This is a genomic window from Vibrio anguillarum (assembly GCF_001989995.2).
GTDB classification, from domain to species: domain Bacteria; phylum Pseudomonadota; class Gammaproteobacteria; order Enterobacterales; family Vibrionaceae; genus Vibrio; species Vibrio anguillarum.
In genome coordinates this window covers 15,981-36,792 of sequence record NZ_JAHGUP010000068.1, presented here as the reverse complement: position 1 = coordinate 36,792, position 20,812 = coordinate 15,981, and the positions used below count along the sequence as shown (strand labels likewise).

18 protein-coding genes are annotated in these 20,812 nt (G+C 44.7%); 6 read left to right on the top strand and 12 right to left on the bottom strand.

Annotated features, from left to right (window positions below; translation table 11 throughout):
- Positions 1-145: 145 nt before the first annotated feature.
- Positions 146-2,119 (top strand): acetoacetate--CoA ligase, encoded by a 1,974-nt coding sequence (locus PL85_RS14800; protein WP_115340327.1) that lies wholly within the window; start codon positions 146-148, stop codon positions 2,117-2,119.
- A gap of 151 nt (positions 2,120-2,270) precedes the next feature.
- Positions 2,271-3,185 (top strand): LysR family transcriptional regulator, encoded by a 915-nt coding sequence (locus PL85_RS14795; RefSeq protein WP_174223862.1) that lies wholly within the window; start codon positions 2,271-2,273, stop codon positions 3,183-3,185.
- Between the two features lie 296 nt (positions 3,186-3,481).
- Here the strand turns inward: PL85_RS14795 and PL85_RS14790 are convergent, their stop codons facing one another.
- Positions 3,482-4,063 (bottom strand): class I SAM-dependent DNA methyltransferase, encoded by a 582-nt coding sequence (locus PL85_RS14790; protein WP_174223861.1) that lies wholly within the window; start codon positions 4,061-4,063, stop codon positions 3,482-3,484.
- A gap of 213 nt (positions 4,064-4,276) precedes the next feature.
- On the opposite strand from PL85_RS14790, the gene PL85_RS14785 reads away from it, so the two are divergent.
- The gene (locus tag PL85_RS14785; RefSeq protein WP_010319645.1) at positions 4,277-5,155 is read left to right on the top strand and encodes a LysR family transcriptional regulator; all 879 of its coding nucleotides are present in this window, start codon (positions 4,277-4,279) and stop codon (positions 5,153-5,155) included.
- A 219-nt stretch (positions 5,156-5,374) separates the two neighbouring features.
- Positions 5,375-6,271: a cation diffusion facilitator family transporter gene (locus PL85_RS14780; protein ID WP_115340031.1), complete on the top strand. Its 897-nt coding sequence runs from the start codon at positions 5,375-5,377 to the stop codon at positions 6,269-6,271.
- A gap of 77 nt (positions 6,272-6,348) precedes the next feature.
- Here PL85_RS14780 and yddG read toward each other — a convergent pair whose 3' ends face one another.
- The 4 genes from yddG to PL85_RS14760 all read right to left on the bottom strand — a co-directional run bounded on the left by yddG (position 6,349) and on the right by PL85_RS14760 (position 9,440).
- Positions 6,349-7,263: an aromatic amino acid DMT transporter YddG gene (yddG, locus tag PL85_RS14775; protein ID WP_013868422.1), complete on the bottom strand. Its 915-nt coding sequence runs from the start codon at positions 7,261-7,263 to the stop codon at positions 6,349-6,351.
- Complete coding sequence (locus tag PL85_RS14770) at positions 7,260-7,859, bottom strand: sugar O-acetyltransferase (protein WP_026027405.1); 600 nt, start codon at positions 7,857-7,859, stop codon at positions 7,260-7,262. Before PL85_RS14770 ends, yddG begins: the two co-directional genes overlap by 4 nt.
- Before the next feature lie 171 nt (positions 7,860-8,030).
- Positions 8,031-8,429, bottom strand: a complete 399-nt coding sequence (locus PL85_RS14765) for an OsmC family protein (RefSeq protein WP_026027404.1) — start codon at positions 8,427-8,429, stop codon at positions 8,031-8,033.
- Between the two features lie 30 nt (positions 8,430-8,459).
- Entirely contained in the window at positions 8,460-9,440 is a 981-nt protein-coding gene (locus PL85_RS14760) for a Gfo/Idh/MocA family protein (protein WP_069212189.1), read from the bottom strand.
- Positions 9,441-10,294: 854 nt separating this feature from the next.
- Here PL85_RS14760 and PL85_RS14755 point away from each other — a divergent pair.
- A complete protein-coding gene (locus tag PL85_RS14755) occupies positions 10,295-10,738 on the top strand; it encodes a dCMP deaminase family protein (RefSeq protein WP_010319355.1) in 444 nt (147 codons plus the stop codon).
- A gap of 61 nt (positions 10,739-10,799) precedes the next feature.
- On the opposite strand, the gene PL85_RS14750 is transcribed toward PL85_RS14755, so the two are convergent.
- The 3 genes from PL85_RS14750 to PL85_RS14740 are packed head-to-tail and all read right to left on the bottom strand — an operon-like array spanning position 10,800 to position 12,851.
- On the bottom strand, positions 10,800-12,056 hold the full coding sequence (locus PL85_RS14750; RefSeq protein WP_019282681.1) for a PTS ascorbate transporter subunit IIC: 1,257 nt from the start codon (positions 12,054-12,056) through the stop codon (positions 10,800-10,802).
- An 8-nt stretch (positions 12,057-12,064) separates the two neighbouring features.
- Entirely contained in the window at positions 12,065-12,352 is a 288-nt protein-coding gene (locus PL85_RS14745; protein WP_094124180.1) for a PTS sugar transporter subunit IIB, read from the bottom strand.
- A 55-nt stretch (positions 12,353-12,407) separates the two neighbouring features.
- Positions 12,408-12,851, bottom strand: a complete 444-nt coding sequence (locus PL85_RS14740; protein ID WP_017048182.1) for a PTS sugar transporter subunit IIA — start codon at positions 12,849-12,851, stop codon at positions 12,408-12,410.
- A gap of 244 nt (positions 12,852-13,095) precedes the next feature.
- On the opposite strand from PL85_RS14740, the gene PL85_RS14735 reads away from it, so the two are divergent.
- Complete coding sequence (locus PL85_RS14735; RefSeq protein WP_115340030.1) at positions 13,096-14,127, top strand: LacI family DNA-binding transcriptional regulator; 1,032 nt, start codon at positions 13,096-13,098, stop codon at positions 14,125-14,127.
- A gap of 35 nt (positions 14,128-14,162) precedes the next feature.
- Here the strand turns inward: PL85_RS14735 and copI are convergent, their stop codons facing one another.
- The 4 genes from copI to PL85_RS14715 all read right to left on the bottom strand — a co-directional run bounded on the left by copI (position 14,163) and on the right by PL85_RS14715 (position 20,798).
- Positions 14,163-14,672, bottom strand: a complete 510-nt coding sequence (gene copI / locus PL85_RS14730; protein ID WP_176429669.1) for a copper-resistant cuproprotein CopI — start codon at positions 14,670-14,672, stop codon at positions 14,163-14,165.
- A gap of 76 nt (positions 14,673-14,748) precedes the next feature.
- Positions 14,749-17,877 carry an efflux RND transporter permease subunit gene (locus PL85_RS14725; protein ID WP_115340029.1) on the bottom strand — a complete coding sequence of 1,043 codons (3,129 nt, stop codon included), beginning with the start codon at positions 17,875-17,877 and terminating at the stop codon, positions 14,749-14,751.
- A complete protein-coding gene (locus PL85_RS14720) occupies positions 17,874-19,376 on the bottom strand; it encodes an efflux RND transporter periplasmic adaptor subunit (RefSeq protein ID WP_115340028.1) in 1,503 nt (500 codons plus the stop codon). The genes PL85_RS14725 and PL85_RS14720 overlap by 4 nt, the downstream gene beginning before the upstream one ends.
- A gap of 9 nt (positions 19,377-19,385) precedes the next feature.
- The gene (locus PL85_RS14715) at positions 19,386-20,798 is read right to left on the bottom strand and encodes a TolC family protein (RefSeq protein WP_115340027.1); all 1,413 of its coding nucleotides are present in this window, start codon (positions 20,796-20,798) and stop codon (positions 19,386-19,388) included.
- Between the last annotated feature and the right edge of the window lie 14 nt (positions 20,799-20,812).

Here is a 20,812-nt window from a genome sequence, read left to right as displayed (position 1 = left end):
AGATATCATGGATATGATTATGGCCAACCCGTTTGACTTTACGGCGTTCGCCGACAACACTAAACAGTGCCAACAGATCAGAAAATAAACGGATATATACCCACTTGTTAGGGTTGTAGGGAACGCGATTATGTTTGAAGAAAATTTGACGCCGCACACACCGCTTTGGGTCCCTAGCCAAGACCGCATCAAAGCGTCCAATTTAAACCAGTTTATTGAGCACATTAATATGCAAGGTGAGGCGATAGAAAGCTACTCACAACTGCATCTCTGGTCCGTTGCCGAGAGAAAACAATTTTGGTTAGAAGTGTGGCAATTTTGCGATGTGATCGGCTTTCGTGGTAACTGCATTTACGGTGAGGGGATTGCGAGATGGGACGACTTCACCGCCGCCAGAGACACAATTTGGTTTCCCCAAGCACAATTGAACTACGCGGAAAATCTGCTCTCTTATGCGTTTCAACAACCGGAAGGCATTGCCGTTTGGTTTAAAAATGAAAATGGGCAAAGCAAGAAGCTAACATGGCAGCAACTCAGTGATCAGGTTTCTATTATCCAGCAGTGGTTAAAACAAAATGGAGTTGAAAAAGGTGATGTTGTCGCCGGTTACTTACCCTATATGACCGAAACTTTAGTGGCTATGTTAGCGACTACTAGCTTAGGAGCTGTTTGGACATCAACCTCTCCTGATTTCGGTGTCGACAGCGTAGTAGAGCGTTTCGGCCAAGTACAACCCAAAATTTTATTCTGCTGCAATGGGTATACGTTTAATGGCAAAACCCATCTCATGGAAGAAAAAAACGGTCAGATTGCCGATGCTATTTCGAGCCTACACAACATTTGTCAGATCGAATATTTACAGCAACGCTCACTCACGGCTGATTTTAACGACGCTTTTTCTGATTGGAATGCGATTCTCGCAAGTTACCTTCCACGTGGGCTACGCTATGAACGCGTTGGCTTCAATGACCCACTGTTTATCTTGTACTCATCAGGTACGACAGGTAAACCCAAATGCATCGCCCATTCGGTTGGCGGTACGATTTTAAATCATCTCAAAGAGCATCAATTACACTGTGATATTCAACCGGGCGATCGTGTGTTTTATTACACCACTTGTGGGTGGATGATGTGGAACTGGCATGTTTCGGCGCTCGCTAGCGGTGCTACGTTGGTTATTTATGATGGTAGCCCAATGTATCCGCAACCGGGAGTATTGTGGGATTTGGCAGAAGAAGCCAACATCACTTTGTTCGGTACATCGGCCAAATATTTAGAGGCACTGCAAAAAACCGCGTATTCACCGAGCGATTACTACCCTCTCTCCTCACTGAAAACATTATGTTCAACAGGTTCGGTTTTGTACCCAAAACAGTTTGATTATGTATACGCCAACATAAAAGCGGACTTACACCTCGCCTCTATCTCGGGTGGAACCGATATTTGTGGCTGCTTCGTGCTTGGCAACCCCATATCGCCGGTGTATCGAGGAGAATGCCAAGGCGCAGGCTTAGGACTTGATGTCGCCGTATTTAACGACCTTGGTCAACCCGTGATACAACAACGGGGAGAGTTAGTCTGCTGCAACAGTTTCCCTAATCAACCCATCGGGTTTTGGCATGATGATGGCCAACGTTATCACGATGCGTATTGGAGCAAGTTCTCTGGTGTATGGCACCACGGTGATGAAGTTGAGTGGACCGACAATGGTGGAATACGTTTTTACGGGCGCAGTGACACCACCTTAAACCCTGGAGGCGTGCGTATCGGCACGGCGGAAATTTATCAGCAAGTGAATAGCTTGCCTGAAATACAAGATTCGGTCGCAGTGGGTCAGAAAATCGATAATGATGAGCAGATCATCCTTTTTGTACAACTGGCTCCACAGTGCGAACTCAACACCCTACTGGTGAACACCATCAAACAGCGCCTAAGAGAAAACTGCTCCCCTCGTCATGTTCCTGCGCAGATCCATTCCATCAGTGATGTGCCTCGCACCAAATCAGGAAAACTAGTAGAACTCGCGGTGAAGCAAGTACTGCATGGCGAGACAGTCAAAAACTTAGGTGCAATTGCCAATCCTCATGTATTAGAAGAAATCCACGCGCTGTTTACATAAACATTATTCTTGAAATAAAGGCGATGGAAGTTGATGTAGGCACAGCGGTAAATATTTCGGCAGCTTGTCAAATAACCCGCATCTTTTCGTGTAATTTGTCAGTATGTCAGTGATATGCTTTTGAAAAAGTTTGGAGGAACCGCCTTTATTTATGGATTATATTCACCTTTCAAGAATCAGTTTAAAACACCTAACAGCGCTACACGTCATGCTCAGTACCCGCAGCGTCACGCAAACAGCGGCCCAGCTCTGCATTAGCCCTTCAAGCATCAGTAAAAACTTGTCGCAATTGCGCATTCTCTTGGAAGATGAACTATTTTATCGTGATGGTACACATTTAATACCTACCCCTTTCGCGCTACAAATGGGCCCCACTGTCCATTCAATCCTCTCTAGCATGAATGGATTGCTGCATCACTCAAATTTCGAACCTCAACATTATCAGGGGAAATACCGCCTTGCGATGCGAGAAAGTGCCTTTGAGTTGTTTGCTCCTATTTTGACAAACGTAATAAAAAATCATGCACCGCAAGCTTCCTTTACTATCTACTCGAAAGATCACTATGGCTTCGACGCCCTGCAAAGCGGGCTGATTGATTTCGTCATTTTACCACACGATATCAGCCAGCCCCCAACGCGAGATAAAGAGCTCGTGTGGGAAGTGATTGCTCACGATGAAATGGTCTGCTTAATGCGTAGTGATCATACTTTAGCCAATGAAGAACTCACTATCGATCACTACCTTGCTCAATCGCATATCGGCATCATGGACAAAGAGCTGGCTGAACCTTTTTTTGAACAGAATTTAGCTCAATCTCATCGAGCTCGTCATGTTCCGGTTGTTGTTGCTGACTTTGGTGCGGCCGCCATCTTATGCAAGCATACTGACTCACTCTTTACTTGCTCCAAACGCTGGGCGGAACAAGCGATGCAAGCTAGGGAGTTGCTCATCAAACCGTTACCTTTCAATTATGGGAAAGTGGCTTACAGCTTAGTGTGGAATAAGCCCAGTATGAACGACCAAGCTTTGAAATGGTTGTGTGATCAGCTCAAAAAACCACACTGATGTTTGTGAATCAACATTGAAAATTTAGCTCAATGCTTAAAATAAAGAAGGCCAGCACTATTTTGCGCTGGCCTTCTTTATTTATCTTCTGATGTGCTTTTATTTTTGCTTAACCCTAGCCATGAGTTATCAGTCAACAAACAGAATTATTCGTGATCAACGCCTTATAGTCTTCTAGGGAGTGACTATCATGACACTTATCAACAAGCTAGAGCTTACGCAAGTTGGTCATTATGGAACAGTGAAATAATGTAAATAAGCCATTCTCAATCTGGAAAACCATTCAATTTATGATGTTATTTCCTACCAATGCCCATCACTACTGGCGCTAGACCTTTTGAATTTTTAATCTCAAACGCAACTGCGGTTTCCACTTGGCTAAAACCTGCGCTTTTCAGTTGTGTCTCAATTTGGTTTTGGCTAAGGCCATAGTCAGGAACATCTTCTTCAACCAACCAGTCCCAATGAATAAAAACGCCATGCTCATCTAATAGAGAATGAATGATGGTAAATACTTCATTAAGATTCGGCACAAACGCGCACACAGATGACGCCACAACAAGATCGAATTGTTTGCGAAAGGCCGGATGTTGCGCGACTAGACCACGGGTCAGAAAATCCACCACGGGTTCAACGTTGACCAACTCTTTTTTATCCAACTCTTCAATCATGGCCTCAGAGCCATCGAGCGCGACAATATCTCTGGCATGGCGAGACATCATTTGGCTCAGCAAGCCCGTACCACACCCGAAATCAAGAACATGTTTACCTTCGAGAGTGACCCGTTTCTGTAATTGCTGAAACACATTTTGAGCAAAAAGCGTTGTGGATTCGTCCTGCTCCCACTGAGCCGCACACTCATCCCATTCGTTCGCCATCATGGCCTCCGTGTTACTTCTTGTATTGGGGAAATTTTCCCAAGAATAAACCAAAACTGTGTTACGTTCATAGAGTTACAGCTCAATCTTGACTAAGAAATGATGAACTGGCTTTGATTGGCGAGAAAACCGTCAGTTGGTAGAAGAACATCAGATAGGCAGTGGTACTAAAATTGTTTATGATCAACCCATTATTGTGCCTTAGAGAACGTTATGAACCTTTCTCAAATTGAAGCATTTTTCTCTGTCGCGGACACGGGCTCAGTCTCCGAAGCGGCGCGACAATTAGAATGTAACCGAACCAAACTCAGTATGGCGATTAAAGCGTTGGAGAAAGAGCTCGATACCGCTCTTTTTGTGCGCACCGGCAACAACCTGACTTTATCTGAAGCGGGGAAAGCAATTTATAAAGATTGTGAAAGTGTTTTGGTGACCATTGCGCGAATAAAACACACCTGTACGCAAATATCACGGGGCTTCAACGCCGAGATGTGGATTGCCCGTGATGATTCTCTTCCTGATGCCTTGTGGCAAGATTTTGCACACCAGCTGAATAATCGTTTTCCCGCGACCTCGTTTAACCTTGTATTGGCTTCAAGCGGCGACTTAGCCAACTTGATTGCCACTCATCAAGTCGATTTTGCTTTTGGCGTCGATTATGAAAGAATCAACGACCCGCGGATCACTTATCAACCTTTGGGTAAAATCCGGATGATGTCGGTGTGCAAAAGTGACCACCCGCTAACTAAAATTTCGCGAGTCACCGACGAAGAACTGCGCAGAGCAATGCAAGCCGTGATGGTCTATTTAAACGAAAAAGATAACCCCGAATTACAACCTTTCTCTCGTCGCTACATTGGCTTCTCCAGTTTCGATTACATGCTCAATACCATCTTGACTGAGAATGCATGGGGCGTATTGCCAGAACCTTTAATTCGCCACTTCCTACGTGAACAAAAACTAACGGTGATTAAACACACCTACGGTCTCACTCAAGAAGATTACTGCATGTTTACGGCCACGGGCATGGCCGAACACCCTGGCATGAACTGGTTAGCCGATAAGTTGCGTGACTATTTGTTTGATTTTTAATTTTCGTTGTTTAGTTTCCAAGATGCCCACATTTCAAACAATCTAAAGCGAAGACAGTCAGCGTCAATTATCCTGACAGGCAAATAACAACATAACTAGTTGTTTTAATTAAAAATAAACTTACTTCCCAATATTCAAGCCAACGACCAATGCACTTAGAGATTGTCAAAACCGTGCTTTAAGCCAAAATAACAGCATGTTTTCAACAGGTAGTCTTTTATGTGTGCTCGAACAAGAAATAATGAAAATCGCATTTTGACGATTTCGGCCCTTTTAGCTTCTGGCTTTGCTGGTGGCGGACTTGTGGTTGGTATGCTTGTCGGTTCACTGGTTATCGTGTTTGACGGTGTGTATTCACTGGTTAGTTTGCTGTTAACATTATTGTCGCTGGTGGCGTCACGCTACATTCGTAAACCTTCTGACTCGACTTTTCCCTTTGGACGCGCGGTGCTAGAACCTGCGGTTATTGCTATAAAAGCCAGCGTTATTTTGTTAGTCGTGAGTTATTCGTTGTACTCGGCTGTCATGGCATTGTTTAGCGGTGGTCGAGAAGTGGATGCTTCTATCGCCACTGTTTTTGGCACAGTGAACGTGATTGGTTGTGCGATTGCGTGGTGGTTCATGGTCAACAAGAGTAAACGTTACTCTTCTGGTTTGATTGACGCTGAAGTAAAACAGTGGCAAATGGACACGCTATTAAGCGTCGCGGTAACGGTCGGTTTCATTGCCGCTTGGTTGATGACCTTGTCTCCTTGGGCAAAATATGCCGTCTATGCAGACCCAATCATGATGCTATTAATGTCGTTTTACTTTATCAAAGTGCCTTATGACATGCTTAAATCGGCAACACGTGAATTGTTGATGATGTCACCAAACAAAGAGATTTGTAAAACTGTGGATCAAGGTGTCATTGCCGTAGGAGAAGAATCAGAGCAAGATATCGAGTTGACTGCGGTGACTAAAGTCGGTCATGAGCTGTGGGTCAATGTCGACATTCGCCCTGATGAGAATGAAATGATTGCACTTGAAGATATCGAAAGTACTCGTCGCTCACTACATAAGCGTTTATCAAAGCTGCCATTCGTACTGCAATTAACCATGAACGTGGCTCGTTAATCAGTCTCAATTAAACGGAAAAAGCCCTCTCGTTCCCGAGAGGGCTTTTTTTTATACATAATAAAGCTGTTGCGATGTCAGGCTATTGGCATTTTCTCTTGCACCGTCGATTGACGTTCTCTGGTCGCCCACCAACAAATTAAAGAACCCATCGTCACCATAATCACACCTTGCCAAAAGCTTAGCCCAAGCGCTACACCTAAGATTAGCGATGAAAGCAAGGTTGAAATCACTGGTGTGAAATAAGAAAGAGTCGCCAATAGAACCATGTTGCCACGCAAGATTGCCACATTCCAAAGTGCATAACCGCTGCCCATCACCACACCCGTTAACGCTAAATTCAAGGTTGCTGGAACGGTAAACACTAAAGTGCTTTCGCTGCTAAGAAAATACTTAATCCAGAGGGCGATAGCAGTAGCCATAAAGAACAGGATAATGGCATTTTGTCCATTGGCTAACTGTTTGGTGATATTGCAATAAACAGCCCAAATAATCGCCCCGCCAAACGCCATGCTATAGGTTAAGGGATTAGTCGCAATATTGGCTGATATTTGCATCACCGAAAACCCACTATCACCAGTAATGGTCCAAGCAACCCCGACAAATGCGAGCGCAACGCTTGGATACACAAGAATATGGACGGGTTTACGGCTGAGAAATACCGCAAACAACACCGTCAAGGCTGGCCACAAATAGTTAATCACCGCCATCTCGAGCGCTTGATGGCGATCATTGGCCATACCTAACGCTAATGCTAAGCAGATTTCGTAGCTCACAAAAAGCGCGCCACCGATCAGAACATAACGCAGAGAAAAGTGTTTGAATTTAGGCACGCCCATGACAAGCATCAGAAATACTGAGCTCACAGTGTAAATCAGTGCCGCCCCACCAATTGGGCTAAATTGCTCGGTGACCGTTCTGATTAGCCCCATTAGACAGCTCCACAGCAAGATAGCCGCAACACCAAATAGTGTATGTTTATGCTGCTTCAATGATGCCCTTCCTTAACTGCACTATGCAGGTCAGATGTTCCATTCATTTCTTTTAATGAACGGAGCACTCTCGCTGGTGTGCCCCCGACTAGGCTATCAGCTGGCACATCCTGATTGACCACTGAATTTGCCGCGACAACCGAACGCGCACCAATCGTGACTCCTTGATTAATCACAACGTTGCCACCAATCCATACGTCATCTTCAACCGTAATCGGCTTACAAAATGTTTCCCACAAGCGGCGGCTGCGATAATCCAAAGCATGCGCTGGCGTATAAAACTGGGTGTTAGGGCCAATCAAAACATGATTACCAATCGTGATTTTAGCGCCATCAAGCATAGTGACATTCATGTTGATAAAGGTTTCATCACCAATGGAAATTGTTTCACCGAATTCACAATAGAAAGGAGGCTGCACCACACTTTGTTGACCAATTTGACGATATAGCTGAGTTTGCAATTGATGGCGGGCTGTAGCATCGGCGCATTGGTTGATCTGCAACAGTAAATGTCCTGCTTTGCTACGAATGGCTTCCATTTCTGGGTCTGCACCGTCAAACACCATACCATTCATCATTTTTTCCATTTCGGTCATGAGCCGTTCCTCCTTATGCATCTAGTGTATTTAGACTACTTGGATAAACAAAAGAAAAAAGAGAAAAGCTCACTGTTTCACTTTCCTCTTTAATTTCAACCAACCTGTAACGCACAGGAAAAGGCAAGATCAGAGCATATTGCTTTTTCCTAGTCTTATTGATTGAATGGCTTAAACAATCGCCCAACTGTGAGTCATTGTGACACCTTTGCCTAACATTAAGCAGACAGAACAGTACTTTTCTAATGAATCGGTCGTCACTTTTTCAACGACATTAGGGTCAAGATCAACGCCTGATACGTCGAAATGGATATTGACTAGCGTAAAAATCCGCGGCGCAGTTTCACGGCGCTCAGCCGTCAATTTGGCGTTACATGCAGTGACCTGTTGATTAGCCGATTTTAAGCCATCAACCACATCCACAGAGCTACAACCTCCCGCAGCCATCAGAACCATCTCCATCGGGCTAGGCGCGGTTGCACCACCACTGCCATCCATCACCACCGAATGACCAGATTGGGATTGGCCCAAGAACTTGAAATTTTCGACCCACTTTACTTCAGCTTGCATTATTTTTGCTCTCTTCTCTGTGCGATGAAACTACAGGTTATCGGTTGGAAAAATCACGCCCGTTTGGCGACGTATTTCTGTCAATAATTTGGAAACGGTGAGTGAGCGTAATTTGCATTGCTCATCTATTGTCTTGTTCTGTATCTGATCTGCAAATTTTTGTGCTTCGTAAAACATGCGGTTGGCGTGTTGCTCAATACTCAGATCTTGGGTTTGACCACTACGGTTAATTCTCGTAATGCGGTTGCAGGTAGAAATCATCTCAACGTGCAGTGCGGCCTCTTCACCTTGAATTTCGCTCGGCAAATAGGAGTCACTGGTTTTTGAATGCATTAATAGCACATCAAAACCGTCATATCCTAAGATCACACTGCCGTTACCATCAACCCCCGTCTCCAGTAAATGCGCTTGGGCTTGTACCGATTTAGGCTCACCAAACAGTTCAATGGCTGAGCCCAAACAGTAATAACCAATATCCATGATCGAACCATTAGAGAACTCGGGCAAAAAGGTATTGGGCATCTCACCTTTGAGATATTTAGGGTAACGAGAGGAATACTGGCAGTAGCTGAGCACCGCTTTACGGATAGCGCCAATCTGCGATAGCTCTTGTTTGAGAACGGAAAAATTGGGCAAATGTGGGGTTATAAAGGCCTCAAATAATACTACGCCATGCTGTTTGGCAACTTGATACATCTGCTGTGCTAATGAGAAATCAGAAGCCAGCGGCTTCTCACAGATAACATGTTTGCCCGCTTGCATCATTTGAATCGACTGTGGACCATGCAGTACATTCGGGCTGGCGATGTACACGGCATCCACATTGTCACTCTCACCTAGGCTCTTAAGGTCAGTAAACAAAGCAGGAGCATCGTATTTTTCGGCAAATTGTTTCGCCCTGTCCAGCGAACGGGAATAAACCGCTACGAGCTGAAATTTCCCAGTATCCAATGCCCCTTCAATAAACTGGTCAGTAATCCAGTTGGTTCCAATAACGGCTAAGCGAATCATCATCACATCCTTTCATTATTTTCACCTATTATCTGGAGTTACTCCGCAGGAAGCAATGTTAACCTCACCACTTATTATTTTCAGGTGGCCATTATTTTCAGGTAACCAAAATAAAGAAAACCCCACTAAGCTCTCGCTTAGTGGGGTTTCAGTTCTTACTCGCAGCAATCCAGCTACTGATAAGTGCTCCCTGCATCAATTCCTTGATAGTCTGCTGATTCCCTCAGCGCATTCCCTTTCATCGCCTTCCTAGCGGTGTCCTTAACTCCGTCGTCCCGACAGATGTGTGCACTTTTCCTTTGCACCGTCCATTAACTTTCCTTGATAACCATCCTAGTTATTCAGCATCCAGCTAATGTCCTTCGCTATCCTTGCCGATCATCCTTCCTGAATTATCGAATCTTCGTCCTGAAGATGACCTATCCTTGGGTCTTTCCTGTTCCGTGTCCGCTTCCTGCTGACAACTTCAGATTACGGATTTCACTTTTTTCAGCAATCCCCCACCTGTTGTTTTTTCTCTGCCAGAAAGACACAAAATGAAAATTATCATTTAAATTCAAATAATTAAAAATTTCAATCTCTTTTTATTGCATAGCAAAACGTTAAAGTCTCACGATACGTGTAAGAGATCTCTCACAAACTTAATCCTATAATTGCCTATCGCCGCAGCTAAGATACCCGCACGAAATGAGATAGAGCTCTCACTCTAATACTGATTGGCACGGCTGAATTCTGTTTAGAAATGAGAATTGCTCTAGACTAAGTGTGAGAAAACTAGGATATTAATGTCGATCTTAATCACACATCTCCCTCGCTACTGAGGAAATGCAAGAAAATCGTCAGAGGAACAACACATGATTTCGAAATGGGCACAGCGCTTTTACCAAATGGCAGAACTTGTTGGCTCTTGGAGTAAAGATCCCTCCACGCAAGTCGGCGCAGTGATCACTAAGCAAAATCGCATCGTTTCGGTTGGATTTAACGGTTACCCGCATGGTATTTCAGACAGTGCAGGCACCGATGATCGTGATATGAAATACCTCAAAACACTGCATGCTGAGGAAAATGCCATCCTATTCGCCAAGCGTGATTTGGATGGTTGCGAAATTTATGTGACACATTTTCCTTGCCCAAACTGTGCAGCAAAAATCATTCAAACTGGGATTTCCGCAGTACACTGCCCAGAACAAACAGAAGACTTCTTATCCCGTTGGGGTGATAAGATCAAAGTCAGCCAAGATATGTTTTTACAAGCGGGTGTTAAAGTAAACTGGCTACCGCTTAGTGATTTGAAATAATTAATCAATGGTCAAAAAAACCGCCCTGCCAAATTGGAAGGGCGGTTTTTGTTTGGGAACGTTAACGAACAATCAGGCCGAGTAAAATACCAACTGCGCCAAAATCAGCATCACTAAACGTTGTGTTAGCAAAACCTAGGTTTCCAAGCACTGGCATTAAAAATACAGGTAAGAACGTGATCAATAAACCTTGCGCAAATGCACCCAAAATAGCACCACGACGCCCACCTGTGGCATTACCAAATACCCCTGCGGCAGCACCAACAAAGAAGTGTGGAACAACTCCAGGAATAATCACTGTCAAACCCATAATATAGAGTAAGAACATACCTAATAAGCCAGCAAGAAAACTAGATAGAAAGCCGACCAAGACAGCATTTGGGGCATAGGGAAATACCACAGGACAATCTAATGCTGGTTTAGCATTAGGAACTAATTTGTCTGAAATACCTTTAAACGCAGGAACAATTTCAGCAATAACCATACGTACACCTTGTAAGATGACATACACACCCCCCGCAAACGTAATAGATTGCATCAGCGCAAACATAAACCAATGTTTTCCACCGCTCACTTCACGCACAAATTCCCCACCAGCAAATAGACAGGTCACCATAAAGATGATGCCCATAGTAAATGAGATCGCAACGGGTGTATCACGTAAAAATAGTAAACTTTTAGGAACATTCATATCTTCCGTAGAATGTTCTTTATTACCAAATTTACTACCAATAAAACCAGCTAATACATAAGAAAGTGTAGAGAAGTGACCAATAGCAACATCGTCAGAACCTGTAACTTGACGCATATATCGATGTGCAATTGCTGGGAAAAACACCATAACACTACCAACGACAATGGAACCTAGGGCAATCAATGGAATACCGGACATACCGCTTGATGACAAAATTGCAGCCACCATCATCGACATAAATAAAGTGTGGTGCCCTGTTAAGAATATAAATTTCCATGGTGTAAGGCGTGCAATCAATATATTTACCAGCATCGCGAAAAACATGATCATCGCCATTTCTTTACCAAATGACTTTTGAGCAATAGACACGATGGCTTCATTATTTGGAACGACACCAGTAATGCCAAAAGCATGCTGGAATATGGTCGCAAAATCTCCTAGCGAACCAACAACTAGCCCCGCACCAGCTCCAAGAATAATGAAGCCCAAAATAGTTTTCACGGTACCTTTAATGCATTCCGTCAATGGTTTTTTCTGTGCGATCAAACCTATTAATGCGATCAAGCCAACTAACACTGCTGGCTCAGAAAGCACGTCATTCATTAAAAAATTAAAGAATTCCATAGTGCCTCCTACAACACACCAAGTTCTTGAAGAGCCGCTGACAAGCGTTCTTTCATTGCGTTTTTATCGACCATATTATCCAAGCTCACAATCTTAGGCTCAACACCCAATGATTTTAGTTGGTCTGTTATATCATTTGTACCAATAAAGATGTCGCAAATAGTTCCCTTTGCGGAACCTAAATCTATGTGGTCGATTTCAGCGTCAACATTTAGATCTTTCACTATATTTTTGATACTTATTTCCATCATCAAACTTGTACCTAGTCCGTGGCCGCAAACTACCATAATTTTCATTATATTCACCCTCTGCTTTATTGTATTTTTACTATTATTTATCGTGTTTTTACTATTAATAGTCTTGGATAACACGCAAAATATCTTCAACAGATTTGGCTGAGCAGATATATTCTACGTCTTCTTCATTCATAAATAATTCGGCTAATTTAGATATTGCATCTACGTGACTATTACTATCTGTCGCGGCCAAAGTAACCAGCATTTTTACAGGATCATTGCCATCCGAATTAAAGTTAACTCCATCTTGAATTACCGTTAGGCCAAATGCTAAACGATTAACCCCATCTTCAGGTCGAGCATGAGGCATCGCCATTCCAGGTCCAACAACATAATAAGGACCGAGCTCCCTATGTGACCGAAATATAGCTTCAACATAACTTGGATTAATGGCCTTATTTTCAATCAATGGTTGACATGCTTTGCGAATTGCATCTTGCCAGTCGTCAGCAGATTTATGCACTCGAATAACGTCTTCGGTTAATAGTTCACGTAACATTTTTTAGGTTCTTGATATGAATAGGTAGCATCAATTTATCTGTCTATCCAAATAGAAAACCAGATCGAAATCACAAATGGTAGCGCTATCTTTATGTGTTAGTTTGATTTGTGATAGCGCTATCATTTATTGAAATCATAGTATTTCATGTATCGGTGCAAGAATAGTTATACGGTAATATCAACACGCCCGAGTGTGTGTGTTAAAATCACATCGCTAACTTATTAATAACATGAAGATAAATATGAGCGAATCGCGAAAACGTAGAAGCACGGGAAAGGTTACCATTGCCGATGTCGCAGCTAAGGCGGGTGTTGGCACAATGACGGTATCAAGAGCATTAAGAACACCTGAGCTTGTTTCTAGCAAACTAAGAGAAAAAATAGAATTTGTTGTTGAAGAACTAGGTTATATCCCAAATAAAGCAGCTGGCGCTTTAGCATCTGGCGAAAACTATTCAATAGCATTAATCATCCCATCGCTAATTGAAAAATCTTGCGCTGTGTTTTTACCCAATTTCCAACATTCGCTTAACCGTCAGGGATACCAGTTACTGCTCGGTTATAGTGATTATTCCATTGATAATGAAGAGAAACTATTAGCCACTTTATTGGAAAGTCAACCAGCAGCTGTTGTGCTATTTGGAAGTGAGCACAGTTCAAAAAGTCACCAACTTCTTCAACGCGCTAACATTCCCGTCATTGAAATTGCTGAGTTGAATGAATCATCAACGTATCTGAATGTCGGCGTTGATTACTACAAGGTTGGCAAACAATGTACTCAACATCTCATTGAAAATAGATATCAAAATATAGGGTTTATTGGAGCACGTAGCCACCACTCCGTTCTAAGAAATGAACTGCGGGGTTGGCAAAGCGCATTAATTGATAACTACCAAGCACCTGATCACTTTCTAACAACTCATGAAGCTCCCTCTGCACACTTAGGTAAGGAAGGAATTTCTAAATTGTTATTAAGGGACCCAACGCTTGATGCTGTGGTATGTAGCCACGAAGAAATAGCTCTGGGAGTATTATTCGAGTGTCAGCGTAGGCTGATTAAAGTTCCTACGGAAATGGCCATCATCTGTTTGGATGGATCATCTCTTTGTCAGTATGCTTTTCCAGCCATTAGTGCCGCTCATGTCAATTATGAACAGCTTGGTCTTTTGGCCGCTGAGCGCTTATTAAAACAAATCAAAGAACAAACTCTTGAACTGGAATCAACAAACGTTGGCTTCCAGTTACAAAAACGAGCTAGTACCGTTCGTCCGTGATCACCTTGTCGCAATCAACAAGGTGGCTTATAGGCTTACAGCTGAATTTTCTTAATCATCCCAGCTTCAGCATGGCCGGGTATATTACAGGCGAACTCAACATTGTTATCCCCATGGAAGTGCCATAACAGTTGTTTCGCTTTACCCGGTGCCACGGTGACGGCACTGCCACCATCGTGTTTATGATTGCCCATTTGGCGCATCATTTCTCGGTGTTTTAGCTGCTCGGCGGCTGAACCAATCGAAAATTCGTGCTCAATTTTACCTGTGTTCATAACGACAAATTGCACCACATCATCGGGTTCAATATTCACCTCCTTTTTGAAGGTGATTTTCATGTCATCCGAGAGTAAAACATGCACCACTCTATCGGGTTTTGCTCCTTTGGCAGGCATGCCGACTTCTGACATGTCATCCATCGCCATGTTCATCGTGTCTGTTTGCTTCATCGCCATGCTGCCATGATCCATTTTGCTATGATCCATTTCAGCCATGACAGAAGAAGTGAACAACGCCAGTGAAAGTGTGATTAGTGTTTTTTTCATTTTGATTTTCCTTAAATTCATCCAGTTACTATTTATTTTCCGATTGGTGCTTAGTTTTTACTTTGCCAACTGCACGCTATTTGAGTGTTGCGATTTCACGGTTTTTCCATAACTTGAATACCGCAGGTAGAACCAATAATGTGAGCAATAGTGCTGAAGCCATGCCTCCAATCATGGGGGCGGCAATGCGCTGCATTACCTCCGAACCGGTTCCCGTGCCATACATAATCGGGATCAGGCCAATAATAACTGTCAGTACCGTCATCATGACTGGGCGCACGCGCTGTCCTGCTCCTTCGCCAATTGCATTGATGAGATCTTGGCTGTCAATGGCCGCACCATTTTCCTGTGCATCAATTTTTTTGTAGTGCCAAGCTTGGTTTAAATAAACGAGCATGATCACGCCAATTTCTACCGCAACACCTGAAAGTGCAATAAACCCCACCCCCACGGCGATTGAAAAGTTGTAGCCAAGGTAGTGCATCAACCACACGCCACCCACCATCGCCAGCGGCAATGTCGCCATAATGATCAACACTTCTCCGATTCGCCGGAAACTGAAATAGAGTAGCAACATGATGATTGCGATCGTGATCGGTGCGACAACACTTAAGCGCGCTTTGGCTCGCTCCATGTATTCATATTGACCAGACCATACGAGAGAATATCCTGCTGGCAGCTGTAATTGCTCCGCTACCGCTTGTTGCGCCTCTGCCACATATGAACCGAGATCGCGTCCATCAATATCGACAAAGACCCAGCCGTTTGGCCGTGCGTTTTCGGTTTTTATCATCGGCGGGCCGTCTTCGTATCGAATATCAGCCACATCGGCCAAGGCCAAACGTGCACCGTTTTGAGTCACCAAAGGTAAGTTTTGCAGCTTGACTACCGAATCACGGTAATCTTGCGGGTAACGTACATTGATCGGGTAACGCTCTAACCCCTCAATGGTTTCCCCTACATTCATGCCCCCCACTGCGGTTGAAACGACTTGCTGTACATCTTTAATGCTTAGCCCATAGCGCGCCGCTTGTAACCGATTGATGTCTATCGTTACATAACGGCCACCAGCCACACGCTCAGCATAAACCGATGCCGTACCTTGAACGCGGTTAAGGATAGGTTCAAGTTGCGCACCGATGGTTTCAATCTGTTTGAGATCGGGACCCGCTATCTTAATACCAATCGGTGTTTTGATCCCTGTAGCTAACATATCGATGCGTGTTTTGATTGGCATCACCCACGCGTTGGTTAACCCCGGAAATTGCACTAAACTGTCAAATTCCTTGCGTAGCGATTCTGTGGTTACACCTTCACGCCATTGATCGCGAGGTTTAAGTTGGATCACCGTTTCAATCATGGTTAAGGGCGCGGGATCGGTTGCGGTTTCTGCACGCCCCATTTTACCCCACACAGTTTTGACCTCTGGTACGGTTTTGATGAGTTTATTGGTTTGCTGCAATAGTTCACGCGCCTTACCAATCGAGATCCCTGGATAGGTTGTCGGCATGTACATGAGATCGCCTTCATCTAATGGCGGAATAAACTCACTGCCTAATTTGCTCATTGGGTAATAAGCGGAAGCCATTAATGCCAAAGCCAATACAATCATGCTTTTGGGATAACGCAAACTCAGGTTGAGTAGTGGACGATAAAGTGCCACAAGCCCTTTATTGATAGGATTTTTGTGCTCGGAAATAATATTGCCACGCACAAAATAGCCCATAAGAACAGGGACGAGCGTGATCGCTAAACCTGCGGCGGCGGCCATGGCATAGGTTTTAGTAAACGCCAATGGCGAGAACATCTTGCCTTCTTGGCCTTCGAGTGCGAAAACGGGCACAAAACTTAACGTAATGATAAGTAGTGAGAAAAATAGTGGCGCACCGACTTCTTCAGCGGCTTTGCCAATCACCTGCCAGCGATTTTTGTCGGTCAGTGGGGTGCGTTCAATATGTTTATGCACATTTTCGATCATCACAATCGCCCCGTCGACCATAGCACCGATAGCAATGGCGATCCCCCCAAGTGACATGATATTGGCATTGATACCTTGCCAATGCATCACAATAAAAGCCGATAGAATGCCCACGGGCAAACTCAAAGCAATCACTAATGATGAGCGGATATGGAATAAAAACAGCGCACACACGACCGCAACGACAATGAACTCTTCTGCTAGCTTATGCCAAAGGTTTTCAACGGCTTGATTGATCAAGGTTGAACGATCATAAGTGGCAACAATTTCGACACCTTCCGGTAAGCTGCGTTGGAGATCAGTCAATTTCGCTTTGACGTCATCAATCACTTGGCTAGCATTTTCACCAAAACGCATCACGATCACGCCTCCAACCGCTTCTCCTTCACCGTTAAACTCAGAAATACCACGACGCATTTGTGGGCCAAGGTTAATATCCGCCACATCACCTAACAATAATGGCGTTCCTTTGTCGGTCACTTTCAGTGGTAGCGCTTTAATGTCATCAATACTGGTCAGATAGCCACTGGTGCGTACCATGTGTTCGGCTTCCGCAACCTCAATCACTGACGCTCCCGACTCTTGGTTACCATTTTGGATCGCCGCATTGATTTGTTGCAAAGTCAGGTTATAAGCGCGTAGCTTTGCCGGATCAATTTGCACTTGATACTGCTTAACCATGCCGCCAACGGTAGCCACTTCGGAGACACCATTCACCGTTTGCAGCTCGTACTTCAAAAACCAATCTTGCAAACTGCGTAGCTGCGCAAGATCGTGTTGGCCGGTTTTATCTTGCAGTACATAACTGTAGATCCAGCCAACCCCCGTCGCATCCGGCCCCAAGGTTGGTTTGGCATTGGGTGGCAGTTTTGGCGTCACTTGGCTTAGATATTCCAATACCCGCGAGCGAGCCCAATACATATCGGTTTGATCATCAAAGATGATGTAGACGTAGGAATCACCGAAGAATGAATAGCCACGGACCGTTTCTGCCCCCGGAACGGTAAGCATCGCCGTTGTGAGTGGGTAAGTGACCTGATCTTCCACTACCTGCGGCGCTTGGCCGGGATAGCTGGTTTTGATGATCACTTGCACATCTGAGAGATCCGGTAAAGCATCAACAGGCGTGTTCTTTACACTGTAAAGTCCGCCCAAAATGAGAAACAGAGCCGCCACCAACACCAAAAAACGGTTATTGATCGACCAACGAATAATCGCACCAATCATTGTTGACCTCCTAGTGTTTCTGCGGCGGTAATGTTCGTCTCACTACTTGCCTGCTCACTCGCTTCCAGTGCTTTTAGTACATATTCGTCACCCTGCTTTGCCACTAGAAATCGAACCCTTTGCCCTTCAGCAAATAAGCTGAGATCAAACTCCTCCTCAACCGTGAAGTTCATCTGCCCCGCTTGCCAGCTCCATTTACTTACCGGTTTATAGTTAAGTGTGAGCATCCCGAAATCAGCCATAAGCGTACTGATGTCTCCCGTTAACCAAGCTTCATTGGCAGCTTCGACTCCATTAATACGTGATAAATCAGCACTTTGACTCGACTCTGAATCTAATAGGAAATGCGCCGACGTGACGACCGTGTCTTGTTCCGTTAACCCTTGTAAAACTTCAAGGCGCTCGCCTGCTTCGCGGCCAACTTCAACCCTTGCTGAACGGTATTTGCCATTTCCTTCAGCAAGTACGACGCGCGTCATGCCGCCCGAATGAATAACTGCTGATTTAGGAATGGTGAGCACCGCTTGTTGCGATACGGGCTGCAAAGCGATATTGGCGAACATGTTAGGCTTCAACTCTCCATTTGGGTTAAGAAATTTCAAACGCATACGCAGCGTTCGGGTTTTCGGATCCAAAATGGGATAGACGTAATCTATCTTCCCTTGCCACTCCTTGCCGGGAATAGCATCCAGTGTCATTAACGCTAAACTACCCGACGTAATCCAATGTGCTTGGCGCTCGAATACCTCAGCGTCAACCCACACTTCGTTTAAAGGACCTGCGCTTATCACCGCTTGCGCTGGCGATAAGTATCCCCCTTCGCGAATATTCAAACTCGCAATCACCCCATCAGCAATGGCTTTGACCTCTATCGATTGAGTGGCTTTGCCTCGAGCGATAATCTGTCTGATCTGTTCACGATCAACCCCCAGTGAAACCAAACGCTCGGTTGCGCCTTTCAGTAAACTTTCACGGCTGGCTCGATGAGCATTTAACAGCTCCTCCTGCGCTTTAACCAGCTCTGGTGAGTAGAGCGTAAATAAGACATCGCCTTTACGAACCCGCTCTCCAACCGCATTAATGTTCAGTTTTTCAACCCAACCAGCAACGCGAACATTCGTTTGCCACAATAAACTGTCATCAAACGCAATGTAGCCGACTGTCTCAATGCGTGGAGATAACTGCGCAAACACCACGGGTTCCGTTTTCACACCCAAGTTATTTTCGACCGCAGCACTGATGGTCACCGTGCCACTCTTCTCTTGTGCTTGCGTCGGCGATTCGGTGTACACAGGGATGAGGTCCATCCCCATCGGTGACTTACCCGGTTTATCACGTTTATAGTTTGGGTCCATCGGCGCAACCCAATACAGCGGTTCAGACATCGCATTGGTTGAGTTCATTGCCTCCATATCATGACCAGACAGGTATTGATTGATACTAAACCCCAGTAATCCACCTATCGCTAAGGAAAGTACGGCTATGTTTAATGATTTCATTGAGTTCTCCTACTTTTCTACAGGCGTAAGTGTTTCTAAAGAGGTAAGTGAAGGGGCAATAGCTTGAAAATCGAACCCATTTAATAGATAAGCGAGGTTACTTTTGGTTAGGTTTAAATCGGTCATTAGGCGTACTTGCTCTAATTGCAGCGCTAGTTCATCGCTGGCGGCATTGACGACATCATTAAACTGGGAGGTATTGTTTTCATAGCCTCTCTCAACCGCTTGAGTGCGGGCTTTCGCTTGCGTTAATAAGGTGGTTTGATAGCGCGATAAACGCTGTTCGAGGTTCATTTTATCAACCAATAAGGCATTCACTTTGGCGTTCATCTGCGCCAATAGAACATCGCGCTGTGATTTAGCCGCGCCCACTTGATATTGCGCCGCAGCGTGGTTTCTATCTTGGCGGCTCCCCGTAAACAGCGGGATATCCATGGTGAGATAAGCACTGACCATATCGGCTGCGGGTCCGCCTTGCATACTGCTTGCTTGGCGATAGGCGTACATCACTTCCACACCAAACTGAGGTTGATAGGCCGTTTGTGCTATTTCGACTTGCGTTTGGTTGGTGTGAATTGCCGCTTCTGCCATGCCGACCATCGGGTGAGTGACCAACAAAGCGTAGTGAGTGGTACTGTCGTTAACCGTAACCAATTGCGCATCTAAACGGGACCAGTTCACTGACTCTTCAGCGGCTAACATAGGCTGTTCAACCAACCAAGCTCTACCTAACCATTCGGATAATTGCGACACAATGCGTTGCTGCATTTGTTGATTGGCTTGTAATTTGTCGTCCAATTTGGAAACTTGTAACCGCGCTTGCAGCAAATCTTGCGCTTCACTTTTACCTAATGAATAGTTCGTTTCAATAAAACCAGCCAGCTCACGCATTAAGGTTTGGTTTGCCCGCACAATACGTTCAGCGCGTTGTTGGTAGCCTAACTCTAACCATAATTGAGTCATGCTGTTTGCCACTTCCAACTCACGTAAATTAACCTGAAGCGCAACACCAGTGGCTTGTTGCTTTGCTTTTTTCGCTTGTAATGCCAAGCTTGAACCCCGTTCAAACTGCTGCATTAAGCCCACAGAAATGTTAGTCATAGGATCTTCATCAAACTTAAAACTATCAATGGGCAAACCACCAAAGCCAACTTTGATCTTAGGATCCATCAGGGTTGAGCTGGCCATTCCAGTTTCTTGTATTGCTTGAGACTGAGCAAAATATTGCTTGCGGACGGCATCATTCGATAATGCAGCGTCAATCAGCTGAGCTAATTGTTTTGCATGCGAATCTGGCTGAGCCATCGCGGCTTGTGGGGCTGCATTCACCATCAAGGGGAATGACAAAACGCCCACTATACTGATCGACCAAGCGATCACAGAGAGTTTAAGGTTCACAATAAAATTCCATCTTTCATGCATCGCAAAAGGTTGAG

Excerpts from the sequence above, each read along its gene's own strand:
- PL85_RS14720 (WP_115340028.1), bottom strand. The coding sequence starts at position 19,376 with ATGAAATCATTAAACATAGCCGTACTTTCCTTAGCGATAGGTGGATTA.
- PL85_RS14790 (WP_174223861.1), bottom strand. The coding sequence starts at position 4,063 with ATGGCGAACGAATGGGATGAGTGTGCGGCTCAGTGGGAGCAGGACGAA.
- PL85_RS14765 (WP_026027404.1), bottom strand. The coding sequence starts at position 8,429 with ATGCAAGCTGAAGTAAAGTGGGTCGAAAATTTCAAGTTCTTGGGCCAA.
- PL85_RS14740 (WP_017048182.1), bottom strand. The coding sequence starts at position 12,851 with ATGTTACGTGAACTATTAACCGAAGACGTTATTCGAGTGCATAAATCT.
- PL85_RS14750 (WP_019282681.1), bottom strand. The coding sequence starts at position 12,056 with ATGGAATTCTTTAATTTTTTAATGAATGACGTGCTTTCTGAGCCAGCA.
- copI (WP_176429669.1), bottom strand. The coding sequence starts at position 14,672 with ATGAAAAAAACACTAATCACACTTTCACTGGCGTTGTTCACTTCTTCT.
- PL85_RS14770 (WP_026027405.1), bottom strand. The coding sequence starts at position 7,859 with ATGACCGAAATGGAAAAAATGATGAATGGTATGGTGTTTGACGGTGCA.
- PL85_RS14735 (WP_115340030.1), top strand. The coding sequence starts at position 13,096 with ATGAGCGAATCGCGAAAACGTAGAAGCACGGGAAAGGTTACCATTGCC.
- PL85_RS14745 (WP_094124180.1), bottom strand. The coding sequence starts at position 12,352 with ATGAAAATTATGGTAGTTTGCGGCCACGGACTAGGTACAAGTTTGATG.
- PL85_RS14785 (WP_010319645.1), top strand. The coding sequence starts at position 4,277 with ATGAACCTTTCTCAAATTGAAGCATTTTTCTCTGTCGCGGACACGGGC.
- PL85_RS14725 (WP_115340029.1), bottom strand. The coding sequence starts at position 17,877 with ATGATTGGTGCGATTATTCGTTGGTCGATCAATAACCGTTTTTTGGTG.
- PL85_RS14760 (WP_069212189.1), bottom strand. The coding sequence starts at position 9,440 with ATGATTCGCTTAGCCGTTATTGGAACCAACTGGATTACTGACCAGTTT.
- PL85_RS14780 (WP_115340031.1), top strand. The coding sequence starts at position 5,375 with ATGTGTGCTCGAACAAGAAATAATGAAAATCGCATTTTGACGATTTCG.
- PL85_RS14795 (WP_174223862.1), top strand. The coding sequence starts at position 2,271 with ATGGATTATATTCACCTTTCAAGAATCAGTTTAAAACACCTAACAGCG.
- PL85_RS14755 (WP_010319355.1), top strand. The coding sequence starts at position 10,295 with ATGATTTCGAAATGGGCACAGCGCTTTTACCAAATGGCAGAACTTGTT.
- PL85_RS14715 (WP_115340027.1), bottom strand. The coding sequence starts at position 20,798 with ATGCATGAAAGATGGAATTTTATTGTGAACCTTAAACTCTCTGTGATC.